Below are 15,214 nucleotides of genomic sequence, written 5' to 3'. Positions count from 1 at the left end.
CGCATCGCGGGTTTGCACTCGCCTGGTTTCGGGAGACCAGGGTATCCCCGCCGGGCGGCGTCCCGGAATGCAACTTTGGTACGATTGCGCGGGCGGAAAACGTCGTTTCGATCCGATCGCGGCGGGCGTCGCGCACGGTTGCTACCAAAGTCCAATTATTGGCGTCGCGGACCGCCCGCTATGCTCCGGGGCAACGGACAACGCTCCCTTCGCATCTTCTCTGAATGAGGACGCCCCTTATGAACGCACGGCTTCTCCGGCTCGCGATGGCCGGTTTCCTGACCGGCGCGGCCGCCGTCGCCTCCACGGTTGTCCCCACCACGGTCTTCGCCCATGGCGACGTGACCCCCCAGGCCGTGGACACCACCGGCCTTGACAAGCTGGGCGAGGACTGGCGCGACGCGAACCCCTACCGCGGCAACCCGCGCGCGATCGAGATCGGCGCCTCCGCCTTCAACCAGAACTGCGCGCGCTGCCACGGGCTGGGCGCGGTGTCGGGCGGCATCGCGCCGGACCTGCGCTATCTGGAGAAGGGCGACGCCGGGGACGAGTGGTTCAAGGAGCGGGTGACCAACGGCTCGATCCGCAACGGCGTCACCTACATGCCGCGCTTCGGAGAGGCGCTGGGCCAGGAGGCGCTGTGGGCGATCCGGTCGTGGCTGGAGACGGTGCACGAGGAATGACGGCGCCTGGAATGAGGGCGCTTCCGACGCGGCGCCACCTGCTGTCCTTCGCCGCCGCCGCGCTGGCCGCCGGGGTCCTCCCCCGGCGCGCCGGCGCGCGCCCGTTGGACGACGTGGTGGCCGCCGGGCGGCTGATGGTCGCGGTCTACCGCGACAACCCGCCCTTCTCCCACCGCAAGGGCGGCGCCCTGGTCGGTGTGGACGTGGACCTTGCCCGCGCCATCGCCGGGCGGCTGGGCGTCGGCGTCGAGTTCATGGAGCTGACCGCCGGGGAGGCCGTGTCGGACGACCTGCGCAACGCGGTGTGGCGCGGCCCGGTCGTCGGGGGCGGCGTGGCCGACGTGATGATGCATGTGCCCTATCAGAAGGAGTTCGGGCTGCGCAACCCGGAGGCCGTGCTGTTCGGCCCCTACCAGCGGGAGGGCTTCGCGCTGGCCCGCAACCCGATGCGCATGACCCAGCCGATGCTGGCCTCCCTGCCCGACGAGCCGGTGGGGGTGGAGATCGACAGCATTCCCGACTTCTACCTGCTGGGGGCCTTCGGCGGGCGGCTGCGCGAGCGGCTGGTCCATTACATGACGATCCCCGAGGCGGTCGAGGCCCTGGTCAAGGGCGACGTCGCCGCCGTCGTCGCGACGCAGAGCCAGGTGGAGGCCGCGCTGGGCGACCGCGCCGCCGGCTTCCCGATCACGCCGGTGACCTTCCCCGGCATGATGGCGTCGAGCTGGGACATCGGCATGGCGGTGAAGGAGAATTCCCGCGACCTCGCCTATGCGGTGGGCGACGCGGTGACGGCGCTGCTGGAGGACGGAACGCTGCCGGAGATTTTCCGCAGGCATGGGGTGACGCACAACGCGATTCCGGTGGAGTGACGCGTCTGCGGCCCCCTCCCTAGCCCTCCCCCGCTCTCGCGGGAGAGGGGATTTGGGGCGGAGCGGCGGCAGTCCCCTCCCCTGCGCAGCGGGGGAGGGTTAGGGAGGGGGCAAGAGCCCACACAAGAACAACGACGCAAGGGAGGGGGGAAACCGCCATGAACCGCCATCTCGCCGCCGCGGCGCTCCTGGCCGCGCTCTCCGGCCCAGCCCTGGGCGGCCCAGCCCTGGCCGGCCCGCCGGACCCCGCCGACCCGCTGGCCTCCGTCATGTGGGACGTGCTGCGGCCGGAGCTGTTCGGAACGGCCCCCGTGCAGTTCGACGAGCGGGTGACCGTCACCGCCCCCGACAACGCCGAGAACGCCGCCGCCGTCCCGGTGATGGCCGACGCCACGGCACTGGGCGCGGTGGAGGAGATGGTGCTGTTCGCCGACCTCAACCCCTTCCCGGTCATCCTGCGCTTCCAGCCGCTGGCGGCGAAGCCGGTGATCGCCACGCGCTTCAAGGTCCAGCAGGCGACACCGCTGCGCGCCGCCGCCCGCACGCCGGACGGTGTCTGGCACATCGGCGGCAAGCTGCTCGACGCGGCGGGCGGCGGCTGCACCGCGCCGCCCGCCACCTACGCCGCCGCCGACTGGGCCGACCATGTGGGCGAGGTGCAAGGCCGCGCCTGGGCTCCGACAGGGGAGGGCAAGGCGACGCGCGTCCGCTTTCTCGTCCGCCACCCCATGGACACCGGTCTGGTCGCCGGCATCCCCGCCTACTTCATCGAGGCGCTGACCCTGCGCGACGCCGACGGACGGGCGCTGGCCCGGCTCCAGACCGCGGAGCCGCTGTCCGAAAATCCCGTCTTCACGCTGGAGGTGCAGCCCCGAGCGGGCGCGCGCAGCCTGACGCTCGACGGGCGCGACAACCAGGGCGGCGAGGTCAAGGCGGCCATTCCACTCCCTTGGGTCCAAGGGGCGATCCAGGGAGCGCTGCCATGAGAGCGCTCGCCGCCCTTCTCCTGCTGCTCGTCTCCGCCGCGCCCGGCTGGGCCGCCGGCCCGCTGACCTATAATTTGAAGCCTGTCGCCATCGCCCCGGACACCTGGGTCTTCGAGGGCACGCGGGAGCATTTCACCCGCACCAACGGCGGCAACATCCTCAACCCCGGCTTCATCGTGACCGACGACGGGGTGATCGTGATCCAGACCGGCCCGTCGCGCCGCTTCGGCGAGGAGATGCGCGCGGCCATCGCCACGGTCACCGACAAGCCGATCCGCAAGGTCTTCATCAGCAACCTGCACCCCGACTACTGGCTGGGCAACCGCGCCTTCGCCGACGTGCCCATCGCCGCGCTGCCCGGCACCATCGAGGGCATCAAGACCGAGGGTCCGGGGATGACCGAGAACATGTACCGCCTCGTCGGCGACTGGATGCGCGGGACCGAGCCGCTGGTCCCGACCGAGACGGTCTATGGTTCCACCGTCGTCTTCGGCGCGCACCGGCTGCGGCTGATCCCGCTGGAGGGCCACACCGTCGCCGATCTCGCCATCCTGGACGAGACGACGGGCGTTCTGTTCGCTGGTGGAGTCGTCTTCTCCGACCGGACGCCGACGACGCCCCACGCCGACATCGGCCAATGGCTGGCGGCGCTGGATGCCCTTGACGCGCTGGAGGTGACGGTTCTGGTGCCCAACCACGGGCGCATCCGCACCGACACGGCGGCCAACAGGGCGGCCATCGCCCAGACCCGCGACTGGCTGAGCTGGCTGGACAGCACGTTGCGCGAACGGGCGGAGGCCGGAGCCGACATGGCCGAGCTGCTCGACGCGCCGATCCCCGAGCGCTTCGCCGGGATGGGCGTGCTGCGCGAGGAGTACCGCCGCTCCGTCTCCCACCTCTGGCCGCGGATCGAGCGGACAATCCTGCCGCGGGTCAACTGACGCCCTTCTCAATGAAACATTTCCCGGGGCCAGAAGAACGATCCGCCCATTCGACTATTTGCCAATGGACCCCAGTCAGGGCGCCGGTAAACTGCTTTATTGTCAGAAGGATAGGGGCTTCGCGATGCCGCGTCGCCCCTGCGTTGAACCCCTGATTGTTCCGAAAAGAAGCCGAGGACGGGCAGGCGAGGCAGACGGATTCCGCCATTCGTCTGCGACTGATCATTTGTCTACACATGATCTCTGCCCGCGCCTCCGGCTGTCCATTCCCCTGGGAGGTATCCGCATCATGAAGCGTCTCTTCCGCACCTGCCTGCTTGCAAGCGCCATGGCCGCCGGCCTTGGCCTGGGCGGCCCCGCATCGGCCGCCGACGGACCGAGCAACGACGACCTGCTGAACGACGCCAAGTCGACGGGCGACGTCCTGACCTATGGCATGGGTCTCCAGGCGCAGCGCTTCAGCCCGCTCGACAAGCTGAACCCGGACACCGTCAAGGGGTTGGTGCCGGTCTGGTCCTTCTCCTTCGGTGGCGAGAAGCAGCGCGGGCAGGAGTCGCAGCCGCTCATCCATGACGGCACGATCTACGTCACCGGTTCCTACTCGCGCCTCTACGCCGTGGACGTGAAGACCGGGCAGAAGAAGTGGCAGTACGACCACCGCCTGCCCGAAGGCATCATGCCCTGCTGCGACGTGGTGAACCGCGGCGCCGCGCTCTACAAGGACAAGATCTACTTCGCGACGCTGGACGCCCGTCTGGTCGCGCTGAACAAGGACACCGGCAAGGTCGTCTGGTCGAAGAAGATCGAGGACTACAAGGCCGGCTATTCGGCGACCGCCGCGCCGCTGATCGTCGACGGCAAGGTCATCACCGGCAATTCCGGCGGCGAGTTCGGCATCATCGGCATGGTCGAGGCGCGCGACGCCGAGACGGGCGAGCTGGTCTGGCAGCGCCCGACCATCGAGGGCAACATCGGCACCCTCAATGGCAAGGACTCGACCATGACCGGCGTGATGAACGCCAGCTGGTCGGGCGATCTCTACAAGACCGGCGGCGGCGCCACTTGGCTGGGCGGCACCTACGATCCGGAGACCAAGACGCTGTTCTTCGGCACTGGCAACCCGGCGCCCTGGAATTCGCACCTGCGTCCGGGCGACAACCTCTACACCTCCTCGACGCTGGCCATCGATCCGGCCAACGGCGACATCAAGTGGCACTACCAGACCACGCCGCACGACGGCTGGGACTTCGACGGCGTGAACGAGCTGGTCTCCTTCGACCTGAAGAAGGACGGCCAGACCATCAAGGCCGGCGCCAAGGCCGACCGCAACGGCTTCTTCTACGTGCTCGACCGCACCAACGGGAAGCTGCTGAGCGCCTCGCCCTTCGTCACCAAGATCACCTGGGCCAAGGAGATCGACGTGAAGACTGGGCGGCCGGTCTACAACGACGACAACCGTCCGGGCACCCCGGTCGGCGCGGAGAAGGGCAAGTCGGTCTTCGCCGCCCCGGCCTTCCTCGGCGCCAAGAACTGGATGCCCATGGCCTACAGCCCGGCGACCGAGCTGTTCTACGTCCCGGCCAACGAGTGGGGCATGGACATCTGGAACGAGCCGATCACCTACAAGAAGGGTGCGGCCTATCTGGGCGCCGGCTTCACCATCAAGCCGCTGTACGACGACTACATCGGCGCGCTGCGCGCCATCGACCCGAAGACCGGCAAGATCGTCTGGGAATACAAGAACCCGGCGCCGCTGTGGGGCGGTGTGCTGACCACCGGCGGCAACCTCGTCTTCACCGGCACGCCGGAAGGCTACCTGAAGGCCTTCGACGCCAAGTCCGGCAAGGAGGTCTGGAAGTTCAACACCGGCTCCGGCGTCGTCGGCTCCCCGGTCACCTGGGAACAGGACGGCGAGCAGTATGTGGCCGTGGTTTCCGGCTGGGGCGGTGCGGTGCCGCTGTGGGGCGGCGACGTCGCCAAGCTGGTCAAGGACATCAACCAGGGCGGCTCGCTCTGGGTCTTCAAGCTGCCGAAGGCCTGAGGGGGAAACCCCGTGCCGTGACCGGACCAGGAAGGGACGGCCCGAAAACTTCGGGCCGTCTTTTCTTGCGAACCGCTTGCAAGAGGATTTGGGCATGGATTTGGAACGGAATTGCCTACGATCGGCTGTTTTGGGGAGTACCCGTTCCCGTCCTTGCGTATTCTTGAACGGTCCGGCATGATCGCACCCGGAAACGCCCCGAAACGATGAGCGTGGGAACCACGCCATGAGCCGAATTCTGATTGCGGACGATCATCCGCTGGTGCGCGACGCCCTGCGCAGCGCCGTCCTCTATTCCTGCCAGGCGCAGGAGATCCACGAGGCCGGTTGCCTGGACGAAACCATCTCCATCCTCGACTCCATGCACGGCGGCAAGGGGGAGCCGGACCTCGTCCTGCTCGACCTCAACATGCCGGGCATGAACGGTCTGACCGGGCTGATCGCCCTGCGCCGCCGCTTCCCGGCCATCCCCGTCGCCGTCGTCTCGGCGCACGAGGACCGGAAGGTGATGCTGGAGGCGGTGCGCTGCGGCGCCGCCGGCTTCATCCCGAAATCGACGCCGCGGGACGCCATCGCCGGCGCGCTGCGCCAGATCCTGGCCGGGGAGGTCTATCTGCCCGCCTCGGTCGAGGAGGGCGCTGCGGCGGAGGACGAGGAGACGGCGGAGATCGCCCGCCGCCTGTCCACCCTGACGGCGCAGCAGCTCCGCGTGTTGGAGATGCTGGGCACCGGCAAGCTCAACAAGGAAATCGCCTATGAGCTGAGCATCACGGAAACCACCGTGAAGGCCCACGTCTCGGCGATCCTGCAAAAGCTGAAGGTCTACAGCCGCACCCAGGCCGTGGTCTTCGCCAACCGCCTGCAACTGGAAAAGGCCCGCTTCGGCATTTGAGCCGGCGGGCCTTTTTCCGTTCAGCCCCAACCGTTCAGCGGTTCCGCATCCGCCGCGCGTCCGCGGCGGCGCGCGCCGCCTCCTGCCCCGGATCGCCCCGCCCGAAGCCGAGCGGCACCGGGCCGTCGAGCCAGCCGCCATTGAGCCAGCCGAGGCCGTCGAGAGCGTGGCCGTCGAACTCCGCCCAATCCGACCAGTCCTTGTCCTTGCTGCGCCGCTTCGCCTCCGCCTTGCGCACGGCGCGCCGGGCCTCCAGGCCGGGGTCGCGCCGCCCGAGCTGCTCGTCGCGCGTCGTCCGCTCGATGATGACGATGGAGGAGCCGGTGGCGGAATCGCCGATGATTGCCAGATCGCGCGACCGGTCGGCGTGGTTGGGGCCGGGACCGTGCTGGTCGAGGATCACGATCTCCCCGGCGCGCGCCGCGCCGGACAGGAGTGCCAAGCCGGCGCCAAGCAAAATCAGAGGCAGGAACAGGGTGCGCATCGTCGTCTCCGCCGGTTTCGTCGCAGCGGGACAGACTGCGCCCGGCGGAGGGCGGCGGGTGTGAGCCGCTTCACAGGTTCGGCGAAAGAGTCAGGCGAGCAGCCGGAAAGCCGGATCGGGCCGGGCCAGCAGGTCCGCCCGCACGCGCTCGACCAGCGCGTCGTCGCGCACGGCGCGCGGCGTTTCCAACGGCACCTCCGCCGCCACCCGCGTCGGGCCGGGGGCCATCACCAGGATGCGGTCGGCCAGCTGGATCGCCTCGCGCAGATTGTGGGTGACGAACAGCACCGTGGCCGGGGACCGCTCCAGCATGGTGGCGAGGAGGGCGCGCATCCGCTGCGCCGTCGGTTCGTCCAGCGAGACGAAGGGCTCGTCCATCAGCAGCAGGCCGGGCTCCACCGCGAAGGCGCGGGCGAGCGCCACCCGCCGCGCCATGCCGCCGGACAGGCGGCCCGGATACGCGTCGGCCGCCGCCTCCAGCCCCATGGCGGCCAGCCAGCGCTCCGCCGTGCCATCGCTCCGCCGTGCCTTGGGCAGCACCAGCGCCACGTTCTGGCGCACCGTGCGCCAGGGCAGCAGGCGGGGCGTCTGGAAGACGCAGCCGAGCACCGGCTCCGGCCCGCCGAAGTCGAGCGTTCCGTCGAAATCACGGTCCAGCCCGGCGGCGATGGTCAGCGCGGTCGTCTTGCCGCAGCCGGACGGGCCGACCAGCGCCAGGAATTCGCCGGGTGCCGCCGTCAGCGACAGGCCGCGGATGACCTCCCGCCCGGCGAAGCGCTTGGAGCGGATCTCAAGCCTCAGCGCGCACCGGCCGCCAGCGGGTGAACCGCTGCTCGACGGGTTGCAGGACGCAGAGCTCGAGAAGTTGGACGACGGCCACGAAGGCGACGGTGTACGCAAGAATGCCGGCCACATCGAACATCTGGAAGTAGAGGTGGATCTGGAACCCCACCCCGTCGCTGCGGCCCAGAAGCTCGACCACCAGCACGATCTTCCAGATCAGCGCAAGGCCGGACCGCGCCGCCGCGGCGAAGTAGGGGGTGAGCTGGGGCAGCAGCACATGGCGCAGCACGTCGGACCGCGCCATGCGGAAGGTCCGTGCCATCTCGACATACTGCTCGTCGATGGCGCGCGTCCCTTCGCGCAGGACGACCACGACGTTGGGGATCTTGTTGACGGCGACCGCGCCGACCGCCGCCGCCTCGGTCAAGCCGAACCAGACATAGGCGAGCACGATGACGACCAGCGCCGGGATGTTCAGGAACACGGTCAGCCACAGCCCGAACAGCCGGTCGGCGGTGGCCGAGCGGCCGAGCAGGATGCCCAGCGCCGAGCCGATGGACATGGCGATGACGAAGGCCGCGGCCATGCGCGCCAGCGTGATCCCCAGGTGATGGAACAGCGCGCCGTCCGCCGCCTCGCGGACCAGGACCGACAGCACGGCGGCGGGGCCGGGCAGGCTGCGGCTGGCCGCCAGTTCGGCGGCGACGGCCCACAGCCCGACCAGCAGAGCCAGCGACAGGACCGGGGCCAGCCGCCGCCACCGCATCAGAAATGGACCCCCGGCCAGAAGGTGCCGTCCGGCAGGGCCATGGCGGTGCCCACCAGCTCCCGCCCGCCGAGCTTGGCCATCAGCCCGTAGAGCCTGGCCGCGGCCTCCCGCTCCTCCTCCGTCCAACGCTGCGGGATGCCGGCGCGGAACTGGTCGCGCAGCGCCGCCCAGGTGGCCTCGTCCTCCGCCTTCATCAGCGGGCGCAGCCGGTCCCATTCCGCGTCCGATTGCGCCATGATCGCCTTGGCCTTGCGCGAGGCGGCGACGAAGGCGTCGAGCGCCGCCGGGTTGGCCTTGGCCCAGCCCTCATGGAAGACGAAGCCGACCGCCGGCACCTGGGCCGACAGGCCGAGGTCCCGCATCATCCCATCCACCCCGATGACCGTCCGCATCCCCGCCGCCTGGAGACGGGCGGCGTAGGGCCAGAAATTCAGCACGGCGTCCAGCTCCCCCGTCGTGGCCTTCTGGTTCAGCAGGGGCGGGGCGGCGAAGACCGGCGTCGCCGCGGCGTCGAGGTCGAGCGCGTAGCGGTCGCGGGCCAGCGCCTTCAGCAGCAGCCAGCTCTTGTCGATGGGGGTTCCGGCGACGCCGATGCGCCTGCCCTTCAGGTCGGCGATAGAGGCGATGGGCGAGGCCGCCGGCACCATCAGCGCGCCGACCGCCGCGGAATGGGGGATGAAGGTCAGGTTGGCCCCCGCCGCGCGCTGGCGGGCCACCCACAGCCAGTCGCTGGCGATCATGTCCACCGCCCCACCCTGCAGGGCGATCTGGGCGGCTTGGCTACTCGCCAGTTCCATCAGCTTCAGCTCGAAGCCGGCGGCCTCGTCCAGCCGGTGGTGGCGGATGACGTCCAGCTCCCAGCTGACCGTGCCGAACTTCAGCACCCCGATGGTCACCGCGGGCCGATCCGCCGCACGCGCCACGGTGGCGACGCAGATCAGCGCCAGGACCAGAAACAGCCGGACGAGGGGCATCAGGCGCATGGCACTGCCCCTGCGTCAAAAATTGCATTTGTATGAAGGTTGGGCCGCGTCATGGTTGCGCGGTGGACCGGGCGGCGGATCGGCCACCGCCCGTGTCCCATCACAAGGAGGCGTCGAGGATGGAAAAGATCCTCACTCTCCTGATCCTGCTGGTTCGGTTGATCAAGGACATCCTTGATCTCCTGAACCGCTAAGGATCGGGCCGGGAGGCAGGGGTGGCTAGACCCCTGCCTCCCTAGCCTGATGATGATGCGTCCTGCGGTCGTTTGCAAGGCAGGCCTCTGCGGTGCGGTGGCGCAGCGGAACGCGGGAATTCCACGATGGCGAACCGATGGTGGCGAACAATGAGCTTAGGCCCCGCCCACCGGTCCCCGGTATTCGACTATCGGGCAACTTGACCCTGTCGGGCACGGGGGGATTTCGTGGATGCCGCAGAACAATCGGGGAGGGAACGTGGTGCGCGGACGATGGCTGGGCGCCGCCGGGCTGGCGCTGCTGCTGGCCGGGCCGGCGGGAGACGCCGCGGCGGACGTGGTTCCGGTGCCGGACGGCTACCGGATGACCGAATACCGGTCGCCGACTCCGGCCTCGCTGCCCGGGGCCAAGACGGTGAACACGGCGCAGGCCCGCGCTCTGGTGGAGTCGGGTGCGGCTCTTCCCATCAACGTGATGAAGCTGGACCGCAGCACGCTGCCCGGCGGTCCCTGGCTGGTGCCCAAGCCCTTTCCGCAGATCCCCGGCAGCGTCTGGCTGCCCAACGTCGGGCTCGGGGCGCTGACGCCGGAGCTGGACGGCTATTTCCGGGCCAACCTGGAGCGGCTGACCGGCGGCGACCGCGGGCGCGGCCTGCTGTTCTACTGCTTGGCGGATTGCTGGATGTCGTGGAACGCGGGCAAGCGCGCCCTGGAGATGGGCTACCGCCGCGTCCTCTGGTACCGCGACGGGGCGGACGGCTGGGCCGAGGCGGGCCTGCCGACCGAGGAGGGGAAGCCGGTTGCGGTCGCCGCCCCGTAACCGGCTTTTCGATGCTTACTGCTTCAGCGACTTCAGGAAGGCGATCAGATAGTCCTGCTCCGCCGGGTCGGTGATGGCGACGTGCCGCATGCGGGTGCCCGGCACGAAATTGTCGTTGCCGGCGATCCAGTGGCGCAGGTTGTCCTCGGTCCAGGTGATGTTGGACGCCTTCAGCGCGTTGGAGTAGTCGAAGCGCGGGATCGAGCCGGCCTTGCGCCCGACGACGTTGTACAGGCTCGGGCCGAAGGCGTTCTTGCTGGAATCCAACGAATGGCAGGCCGCGCACTGATGGAAGACCTGCTTGCCGGCGGCCTCCTCGGCCGTCTTGGGCTCGGGCCCGCTTTCGGCGTTGGCCGTCCCGGCGGCGAGCAGAAGGGCGGCGGCGATGACGAATCTGGAAACGGACATGTGAGGTGGCTCCCCAGCCAGAAACCCGCGGCGCCGGTCGCGGCGGCGGTCGATGCCGCGCATTTTAAGGGGCTGGGTCGGGCCGCCGAATTGGACTTTGGAACAAGCCCGCATACGCAATGAGGTTTTGGGGCCGGTCCCGCCGCCTCACCCCCCGTACTGCTCGTCGGTGACCTTTTCCATCCAGTCGACGGCCTTGCCGTCCAACTGCTCCTGGATGGCGATGTGGGTCATGAACATGGTCGGCGACGCGCCGTGCCAGTGCTTCTCGCCGGGCGGGAACCAGACGACGTCGCCGGGGCGGATCTCCTCGACGGGGCCGCCTTCGCGCTGGACCCGGCCGACGCCGGCGGTGACGATCAGCGTCTGCCCCAGGGGATGGGTGTGCCACGCCGTGCGGGCGCCGGGCTCGAAGGTGACGCTGGCCGCCGCGGTGCGGGCCGGGGCGTCGGCCTGAACGATGGGATCGATGCGGACGGTGCCGGTGAACCAGTCGGCCGGTCCAGTGACGGATGGCTGCGTGCCGACCCGCGTGATTTTCATGATCGAATCCTCCGCTCCTCGCCCCAAATCCGGGACCGTTCGTCGGAAACAGACGGGGAGGGCGGATGTCGCCTTGGGGCGGCCCGTGGAGGCGTCCAAGGGAAAGGGGTGGTGCGGGCGGTCGGACTCGAACCGACATATCCGTGAGGACGGCGGATTTTGAGTCCGCTGCGTCTACCAATTCCGCCACGCCCGCACGGTGCCTGTCGGACCCGGCGCTCGCGGCGACCGGTGCCCGCTATATAGAGGGGAATTGGCCCTGGGACAAAGTGTTTTGTGCGGATGCGTCGGCGTGTCTGGCCTAAGCCTGTGGGGCGCGCTAATCTCACCCTCATGACGAACCGCCTCCCCATCGACGATCCGCGCTACACCGCCGGGCTTCTGGCCATCGCCAGCGCCGGCGTGCTGGCCGCCGCGCTGTTTTTCCAGTTCGTGCTGGGCTACCAGCCCTGCGTCCTGTGCCTGTGGCAGCGCGTGCCCTACGGCGCGGTCATGGCCTTCGGGATCGTCACCCTGCTGTTCCGCCAATGGCGCGGGCTGGGCGACGCGCTGCTGGTGGCGAGCGGGCTGGCCCTGCTGGCCGGTGCCGGGATCGCCGCCTACCATGTGGGGGTGGAGCAGCATTGGTGGGCCGGCACCTCGGCCTGCGGCGCCAGCGGACGCGCGCCCCAGACGCTGGAGGAATTGCGCGCCCAGGTGCTCGCCGCCCCGGTCACCCGCTGCGACGAAGTGGCGTGGTCGCTGTTCGGGATTTCGATGGCGGGCTACAACGTCGTGATTTCCCTGGCGCTGTCCGCCTTCGCCTTCGCGGCGGCCCGCGCCGCCTACATCCGGACCTCGGTTTCCAGGACCTTCGCATGAGCCCGCTCGACAGCACTGCCGCTCCGCCCGCCGCTGCTCCGTCCACCGGCGAGTCGCCCGCCCCCCGTCCCTGCCCGCGCGGCCGCCTGCCCGGCGACCCGACTCCGGAACAGCGGCTGGCGCGGATCGTGCGCGTGGACCATGCCGGCGAGTACGGGGCCAAGCGCATCTACGAAGGCCAGCTCTCCGTCATGGGCCGCGGGCGGCACGCCAAGACCCTGCGCCATATGGCCGACCAGGAGCTGGAGCATCTCCAGTATTTCGAGAAGCAGCTCGTCGCCCGTCAGGTTCGCCCCACCGTGCTGCAACCGCTGTGGCACGTCGCCGGCTTCCTGCTGGGCGCCGGAACCGCGGTGATGGGCGAGCGCGCGGCCATGGCCTGCACCGTCGCCGTCGAGCAGGTCATCGACGGCCATTACGAGGCGCAGCTGAAGCATCTCGGCCCGGAAGAGGAGGCGTTGAAGACCTCCATCCTCAAGTTCCAGGCGGAGGAGGTGGAGCATCGCGACATCGGCCTGCTCAACGGCGCGGAGCAGGCCCCGGCCTATCCGGTGCTGTCCGCCGCCATCAAGGCCGGCACCAAGGCGGTCATCTGGGTGGCCGAACGGGTGTGACGGGCGCGGGTGTGACCGGGGGCGGGCGGAGCGGACTTCAGGCGGCTTTGCCGTCCGTTCCGCTCTCCGCCGGGATGGGTGCCGGGGCGGGCGGCGTGCCGTAGATCTCGTCCTCGCTCCGCCCGCAGCCTTCGCAATAGCCGTCCTCGCCGATGATGCAGATGCCCACGCAGGGGTTTTCGTCGTCCATACCCAATTTTTCCCGGTCCAGCCTTCCCGATCGCGGCGTTTCTACATCGGATCGAGTTCGGTGTCCCAGTAAAGAAAATCCCGCCAACTTTCGTGAAGGAAGTTTGGCGGGAATGCACGTCCGTTCTCTTGAAGCTGGTAGGCACTCGGCTGGAACGGGGGACTGAGGGGGATCATGCCGCAACTGTGCGGCAGCCTGTTTCCCTTCGCCAGATTGCAGGCCGAGCAGGAGGTGACGACGTTGTCCCAGGTGGTGCGCCCGCCGCGCGACCGTGGAATGACGTGGTCGAAGGTCAGTTCCTGCGTGGGGAAGTGGTGGCCGCAATACTGGCAGGTGAAGCGGTCGCGCAGGAAAACGTTGAATCGGGTGAAGGCCGGCCGCCGCGTCGCCGGGATGAACTCCTTCAACGAAATGACGCTCGGCAGCTTGACCTCGAAGGTGGGGGAGCGGACGACGCGGTCATATTCGGAGATGATGTTCACCCGGTCCAGAAAGACGGCCTTGACCGCCTCCTGCCAGGACCAAAGCGACAGAGGGAAGTAGCTGAGCGGCCGGAAGTCGGCGTTCAGCACCAGGGCCGGACAGTGATCGGGTGGTGGAGCCAATGGCCACTCCCTTCTCTGAAACGTGTCTGGAACCTCAGTCTGCTGTTCCGCCCCCTCGCGGTATGACACGCCGCCGGGTGACCGGAACACCAGATACATAGTTGATTTGTGCTTCGGACTCAATATGTCGCGCCGCACTGCGTCATTTCTTCACGATCCCGTAACCCTTTCGATGAGCGCGGCGCCCGGCGTCTCGGGCGGCTACGGGCAATGGCTGTGACATTTGGTTGTGGAGCCTTGATCGTGCATTTTCCGACATCGTGGTTACTGTGCGTTAACCATGCTCTGAGATGGTGACGGCGCCCGAGGGGGACGCTTTCAAAGGGAACATCCATGAGCGCCACGATCATCGACCTTGCCGAGAAGCGCGCCGAGCGTGAGGAGCGCGACCGCCAGCGCCGCATCGACGCCTTCGACCGCGAACTGCGCCGCCGCCTCGCCATGTATCTGGAGGGCGAGGACATCCCGGTCGAGCCGATCAAGGACAACCCTTACATCTGACCGCCCTTTGCACCCCACCCGTTGCGCCCGCGGTCCCGCATGCGGGCCGGGCACGATTGGGGTATAAGGCGGGGATGACCGACGTCGTCACCCGTTTCGCGCCAAGCCCGACCGGCCATCTCCATCTCGGGCACGCCCATTCCGCCCTGTTCGGCTGGACGACCGCCCGCAAGGCCGGGGGGCGCTTCCTGCTGCGCATCGAGGACATCGACCCGCAGCGCTGCCGTCCCGAGTTCGACCGCGATCTGCGCGAGGATCTGGCCTGGCTGGGCCTGACCTGGGAAGAGCCGGTGCGCCGCCAGTCGGAGCACCTGGACGATCACCGCGCCGCGCTGGCGCGGCTCCGCGGCCTGGGCGTCGTCTACCCCTGCTTCTGCACCCGCAAGGACATCGCCGCCGAGATCGCCCGCGCCGGCCACGCGCCGCACGGGCCGGACGGCCCGCTCTATCCGGGCACCTGCCGCGGCCTGTCGGACCTGGAGCGGCAGGACCGCATCGCCGCGGGCCAAGCCTATGCCCTGCGATTGGATGTGGGACGGGCCATGGCCATGACCGGGCCGCTGCGCTGGCACGACCGGCGGCACGGCTGGCAGGAGGCCACGCCGGGAATCCTGGGCGACGTCGTGCTGGCCCGCAAGGACGCGCCGACGAGCTACCATCTGGCGGTCACCGTGGACGATCACCTCCAGGGCGTGACCCTGGTAACGCGCGGAAATGATCTTTTTTTCGCGACTCACGTGCATCGATTGCTCCAGGAACTCCTTCGAGTCGGCATGCCCGATTATCATCATCACTCTTTGCTGGTGAATGAGCGCGGCGAGCGTCTTGCCAAACGCGACAATGCCAAGACCTTGCGATCTCTTCGGGAATCGGGACAAACGGCGGCGGCGGTGCGTGCCTTAGCCGGCTTTCCGGAAGAGTTATGATCTACCACCAACTGTGTATTACAAGGACGCTCACGCTATCCGTTTGAGGCGGGTCGTCTGGAATCTCCTTCCTCTTGCACGTATCTTTTGAATCGCGACTGAGTGTTTGCGATGCCCG

General features: G+C 68.8%; 19 protein-coding genes and 1 tRNA gene. 11 read left to right on the top strand and 9 right to left on the bottom strand.

Going from position 1 to position 15,214, the window contains the following annotated elements; all coding sequences use genetic code 11:
* The first annotated feature begins 239 nt into the window (after positions 1–239).
* The 6 genes from pedF to DXK32_RS05610 all read left to right on the top strand — a co-directional run bounded on the left by pedF (position 240) and on the right by DXK32_RS05610 (position 6,415).
* The gene (pedF, locus tag DXK32_RS05635) at positions 240–683 is read left to right on the top strand and encodes a cytochrome c-550 PedF (RefSeq protein ID WP_114857616.1); all 444 of its coding nucleotides are present in this window, start codon (positions 240–242) and stop codon (positions 681–683) included.
* A gap of 11 nt (positions 684–694) precedes the next feature.
* The gene (locus DXK32_RS05630) at positions 695–1,555 is read left to right on the top strand and encodes a transporter substrate-binding domain-containing protein (RefSeq protein WP_114857615.1); all 861 of its coding nucleotides are present in this window, start codon (positions 695–697) and stop codon (positions 1,553–1,555) included.
* Between the two features lie 158 nt (positions 1,556–1,713).
* Positions 1,714–2,541, top strand: a complete 828-nt coding sequence (locus tag DXK32_RS05625; protein ID WP_114857614.1) for a quinoprotein dehydrogenase-associated SoxYZ-like carrier — start codon at positions 1,714–1,716, stop codon at positions 2,539–2,541.
* Positions 2,538–3,482, top strand: a complete 945-nt coding sequence (locus DXK32_RS05620) for a quinoprotein relay system zinc metallohydrolase 1 (protein ID WP_114857613.1) — start codon at positions 2,538–2,540, stop codon at positions 3,480–3,482. The genes DXK32_RS05625 and DXK32_RS05620 overlap by 4 nt, the downstream gene beginning before the upstream one ends.
* A 289-nt stretch (positions 3,483–3,771) precedes the next feature.
* Positions 3,772–5,523 (top strand): methanol/ethanol family PQQ-dependent dehydrogenase, encoded by a 1,752-nt coding sequence (locus DXK32_RS05615; protein WP_114857612.1) that lies wholly within the window; start codon positions 3,772–3,774, stop codon positions 5,521–5,523.
* A gap of 226 nt (positions 5,524–5,749) precedes the next feature.
* Complete coding sequence (locus DXK32_RS05610; protein WP_014241328.1) at positions 5,750–6,415, top strand: response regulator; 666 nt, start codon at positions 5,750–5,752, stop codon at positions 6,413–6,415.
* A 34-nt stretch (positions 6,416–6,449) separates the two neighbouring features.
* On the opposite strand, the gene DXK32_RS05605 is transcribed toward DXK32_RS05610, so the two are convergent.
* From DXK32_RS05605 to DXK32_RS05590, 4 genes are all read right to left on the bottom strand, one after another.
* Positions 6,450–6,899 carry a hypothetical protein gene (locus DXK32_RS05605; protein ID WP_114857611.1) on the bottom strand — a complete coding sequence of 150 codons (450 nt, stop codon included), beginning with the start codon at positions 6,897–6,899 and terminating at the stop codon, positions 6,450–6,452.
* Positions 6,900–6,989: 90 nt separating this feature from the next.
* Positions 6,990–7,799, bottom strand: a complete 810-nt coding sequence (locus tag DXK32_RS05600; protein ID WP_114857673.1) for an ABC transporter ATP-binding protein — start codon at positions 7,797–7,799, stop codon at positions 6,990–6,992.
* Positions 7,690–8,448: an ABC transporter permease gene (locus DXK32_RS05595; RefSeq protein WP_114857610.1), complete on the bottom strand. Its 759-nt coding sequence runs from the start codon at positions 8,446–8,448 to the stop codon at positions 7,690–7,692. The genes DXK32_RS05600 and DXK32_RS05595 overlap by 110 nt, the downstream gene beginning before the upstream one ends.
* The gene (locus DXK32_RS05590) at positions 8,448–9,434 is read right to left on the bottom strand and encodes an ABC transporter substrate-binding protein (protein WP_205215651.1); all 987 of its coding nucleotides are present in this window, start codon (positions 9,432–9,434) and stop codon (positions 8,448–8,450) included. The genes DXK32_RS05595 and DXK32_RS05590 overlap by 1 nt, the downstream gene beginning before the upstream one ends.
* A 426-nt stretch (positions 9,435–9,860) precedes the next feature.
* Here DXK32_RS05590 and DXK32_RS05585 point away from each other — a divergent pair, with 426 nt between their 5' ends.
* Positions 9,861–10,448 carry a PQQ-dependent catabolism-associated CXXCW motif protein gene (locus tag DXK32_RS05585; protein WP_114857609.1) on the top strand — a complete coding sequence of 196 codons (588 nt, stop codon included), beginning with the start codon at positions 9,861–9,863 and terminating at the stop codon, positions 10,446–10,448.
* Positions 10,449–10,463: 15 nt separating this feature from the next.
* Here the strand turns inward: DXK32_RS05585 and DXK32_RS05580 are convergent, their stop codons facing one another.
* From DXK32_RS05580 to DXK32_RS05570, 3 genes are all read right to left on the bottom strand, one after another.
* A complete protein-coding gene (locus tag DXK32_RS05580; RefSeq protein WP_114857608.1) occupies positions 10,464–10,856 on the bottom strand; it encodes a c-type cytochrome in 393 nt (130 codons plus the stop codon).
* 147 nt (positions 10,857–11,003) lie between these two features.
* Complete coding sequence (locus DXK32_RS05575; protein WP_114857607.1) at positions 11,004–11,399, bottom strand: (R)-mandelonitrile lyase; 396 nt, start codon at positions 11,397–11,399, stop codon at positions 11,004–11,006.
* A 109-nt stretch (positions 11,400–11,508) separates the two neighbouring features.
* Positions 11,509–11,595, bottom strand: a tRNA-Leu gene (locus DXK32_RS05570).
* A gap of 137 nt (positions 11,596–11,732) precedes the next feature.
* Between DXK32_RS05570 and DXK32_RS05565 the strand changes: the two genes are divergently transcribed.
* Together DXK32_RS05565 and DXK32_RS05560 are read left to right on the top strand one after the other, a co-directional pair.
* On the top strand, positions 11,733–12,260 hold the full coding sequence (locus DXK32_RS05565; RefSeq protein WP_114857606.1) for a disulfide bond formation protein B: 528 nt from the start codon (positions 11,733–11,735) through the stop codon (positions 12,258–12,260).
* On the top strand, positions 12,257–12,874 hold the full coding sequence (locus DXK32_RS05560; protein WP_114857605.1) for a demethoxyubiquinone hydroxylase family protein: 618 nt from the start codon (positions 12,257–12,259) through the stop codon (positions 12,872–12,874). Before DXK32_RS05565 ends, DXK32_RS05560 begins: the two co-directional genes overlap by 4 nt.
* A gap of 37 nt (positions 12,875–12,911) precedes the next feature.
* Here DXK32_RS05560 and DXK32_RS05555 read toward each other — a convergent pair whose 3' ends face one another.
* Together DXK32_RS05555 and DXK32_RS05550 are read right to left on the bottom strand one after the other, a co-directional pair.
* Positions 12,912–13,064 carry a DUF1289 domain-containing protein gene (locus tag DXK32_RS05555; protein WP_114857604.1) on the bottom strand — a complete coding sequence of 51 codons (153 nt, stop codon included), beginning with the start codon at positions 13,062–13,064 and terminating at the stop codon, positions 12,912–12,914.
* Between the two features lie 41 nt (positions 13,065–13,105).
* Positions 13,106–13,669: an HNH endonuclease gene (locus DXK32_RS05550; protein WP_038526361.1), complete on the bottom strand. Its 564-nt coding sequence runs from the start codon at positions 13,667–13,669 to the stop codon at positions 13,106–13,108.
* A gap of 333 nt (positions 13,670–14,002) precedes the next feature.
* On the opposite strand from DXK32_RS05550, the gene DXK32_RS32555 reads away from it, so the two are divergent.
* Both DXK32_RS32555 and gluQRS read left to right on the top strand, forming a co-directional pair.
* Positions 14,003–14,170 (top strand): hypothetical protein, encoded by a 168-nt coding sequence (locus DXK32_RS32555; RefSeq protein WP_014241314.1) that lies wholly within the window; start codon positions 14,003–14,005, stop codon positions 14,168–14,170.
* A gap of 74 nt (positions 14,171–14,244) precedes the next feature.
* Positions 14,245–15,096 (top strand): tRNA glutamyl-Q(34) synthetase GluQRS, encoded by an 852-nt coding sequence (gluQRS, locus tag DXK32_RS05545; protein WP_114857603.1) that lies wholly within the window; start codon positions 14,245–14,247, stop codon positions 15,094–15,096.
* The last annotated feature ends 118 nt before the right edge of the window (positions 15,097–15,214 follow it).

This window comes from Azospirillum brasilense, assembly GCF_003349955.1.
Lineage (GTDB): Bacteria > Pseudomonadota > Alphaproteobacteria > Azospirillales > Azospirillaceae > Azospirillum > Azospirillum brasilense_B.
This window is presented reverse-complemented; position numbering and strand designations above follow the sequence as displayed.

Bases quoted from the DNA above. Each gene is read 5' to 3' on its own strand.
- DXK32_RS05620 (WP_114857613.1), top strand. From the start codon at position 2,538: ATGAGAGCGCTCGCCGCCCTTCTCCTGCTGCTCGTCTCCGCCGCGCCC.
- DXK32_RS05565 (WP_114857606.1), top strand. From the start codon at position 11,733: ATGACGAACCGCCTCCCCATCGACGATCCGCGCTACACCGCCGGGCTT.
- DXK32_RS05610 (WP_014241328.1), top strand. From the start codon at position 5,750: ATGAGCCGAATTCTGATTGCGGACGATCATCCGCTGGTGCGCGACGCC.
- DXK32_RS05595 (WP_114857610.1), bottom strand. From the start codon at position 8,448: ATGCGGTGGCGGCGGCTGGCCCCGGTCCTGTCGCTGGCTCTGCTGGTC.
- DXK32_RS32555 (WP_014241314.1), top strand. From the start codon at position 14,003: ATGAGCGCCACGATCATCGACCTTGCCGAGAAGCGCGCCGAGCGTGAG.
- DXK32_RS05560 (WP_114857605.1), top strand. From the start codon at position 12,257: ATGAGCCCGCTCGACAGCACTGCCGCTCCGCCCGCCGCTGCTCCGTCC.
- DXK32_RS05555 (WP_114857604.1), bottom strand. From the start codon at position 13,064: ATGGACGACGAAAACCCCTGCGTGGGCATCTGCATCATCGGCGAGGAC.
- DXK32_RS05630 (WP_114857615.1), top strand. From the start codon at position 695: ATGAGGGCGCTTCCGACGCGGCGCCACCTGCTGTCCTTCGCCGCCGCC.
- DXK32_RS05605 (WP_114857611.1), bottom strand. From the start codon at position 6,899: ATGCGCACCCTGTTCCTGCCTCTGATTTTGCTTGGCGCCGGCTTGGCA.
- DXK32_RS05625 (WP_114857614.1), top strand. From the start codon at position 1,714: ATGAACCGCCATCTCGCCGCCGCGGCGCTCCTGGCCGCGCTCTCCGGC.
- gluQRS (WP_114857603.1), top strand. From the start codon at position 14,245: ATGACCGACGTCGTCACCCGTTTCGCGCCAAGCCCGACCGGCCATCTC.
- DXK32_RS05590 (WP_205215651.1), bottom strand. From the start codon at position 9,434: ATGCGCCTGATGCCCCTCGTCCGGCTGTTTCTGGTCCTGGCGCTGATC.
- DXK32_RS05580 (WP_114857608.1), bottom strand. From the start codon at position 10,856: ATGTCCGTTTCCAGATTCGTCATCGCCGCCGCCCTTCTGCTCGCCGCC.
- DXK32_RS05585 (WP_114857609.1), top strand. From the start codon at position 9,861: ATGCCGCAGAACAATCGGGGAGGGAACGTGGTGCGCGGACGATGGCTG.
- DXK32_RS05575 (WP_114857607.1), bottom strand. From the start codon at position 11,399: ATGAAAATCACGCGGGTCGGCACGCAGCCATCCGTCACTGGACCGGCC.
- pedF (WP_114857616.1), top strand. From the start codon at position 240: ATGAACGCACGGCTTCTCCGGCTCGCGATGGCCGGTTTCCTGACCGGC.
- DXK32_RS05615 (WP_114857612.1), top strand. From the start codon at position 3,772: ATGAAGCGTCTCTTCCGCACCTGCCTGCTTGCAAGCGCCATGGCCGCC.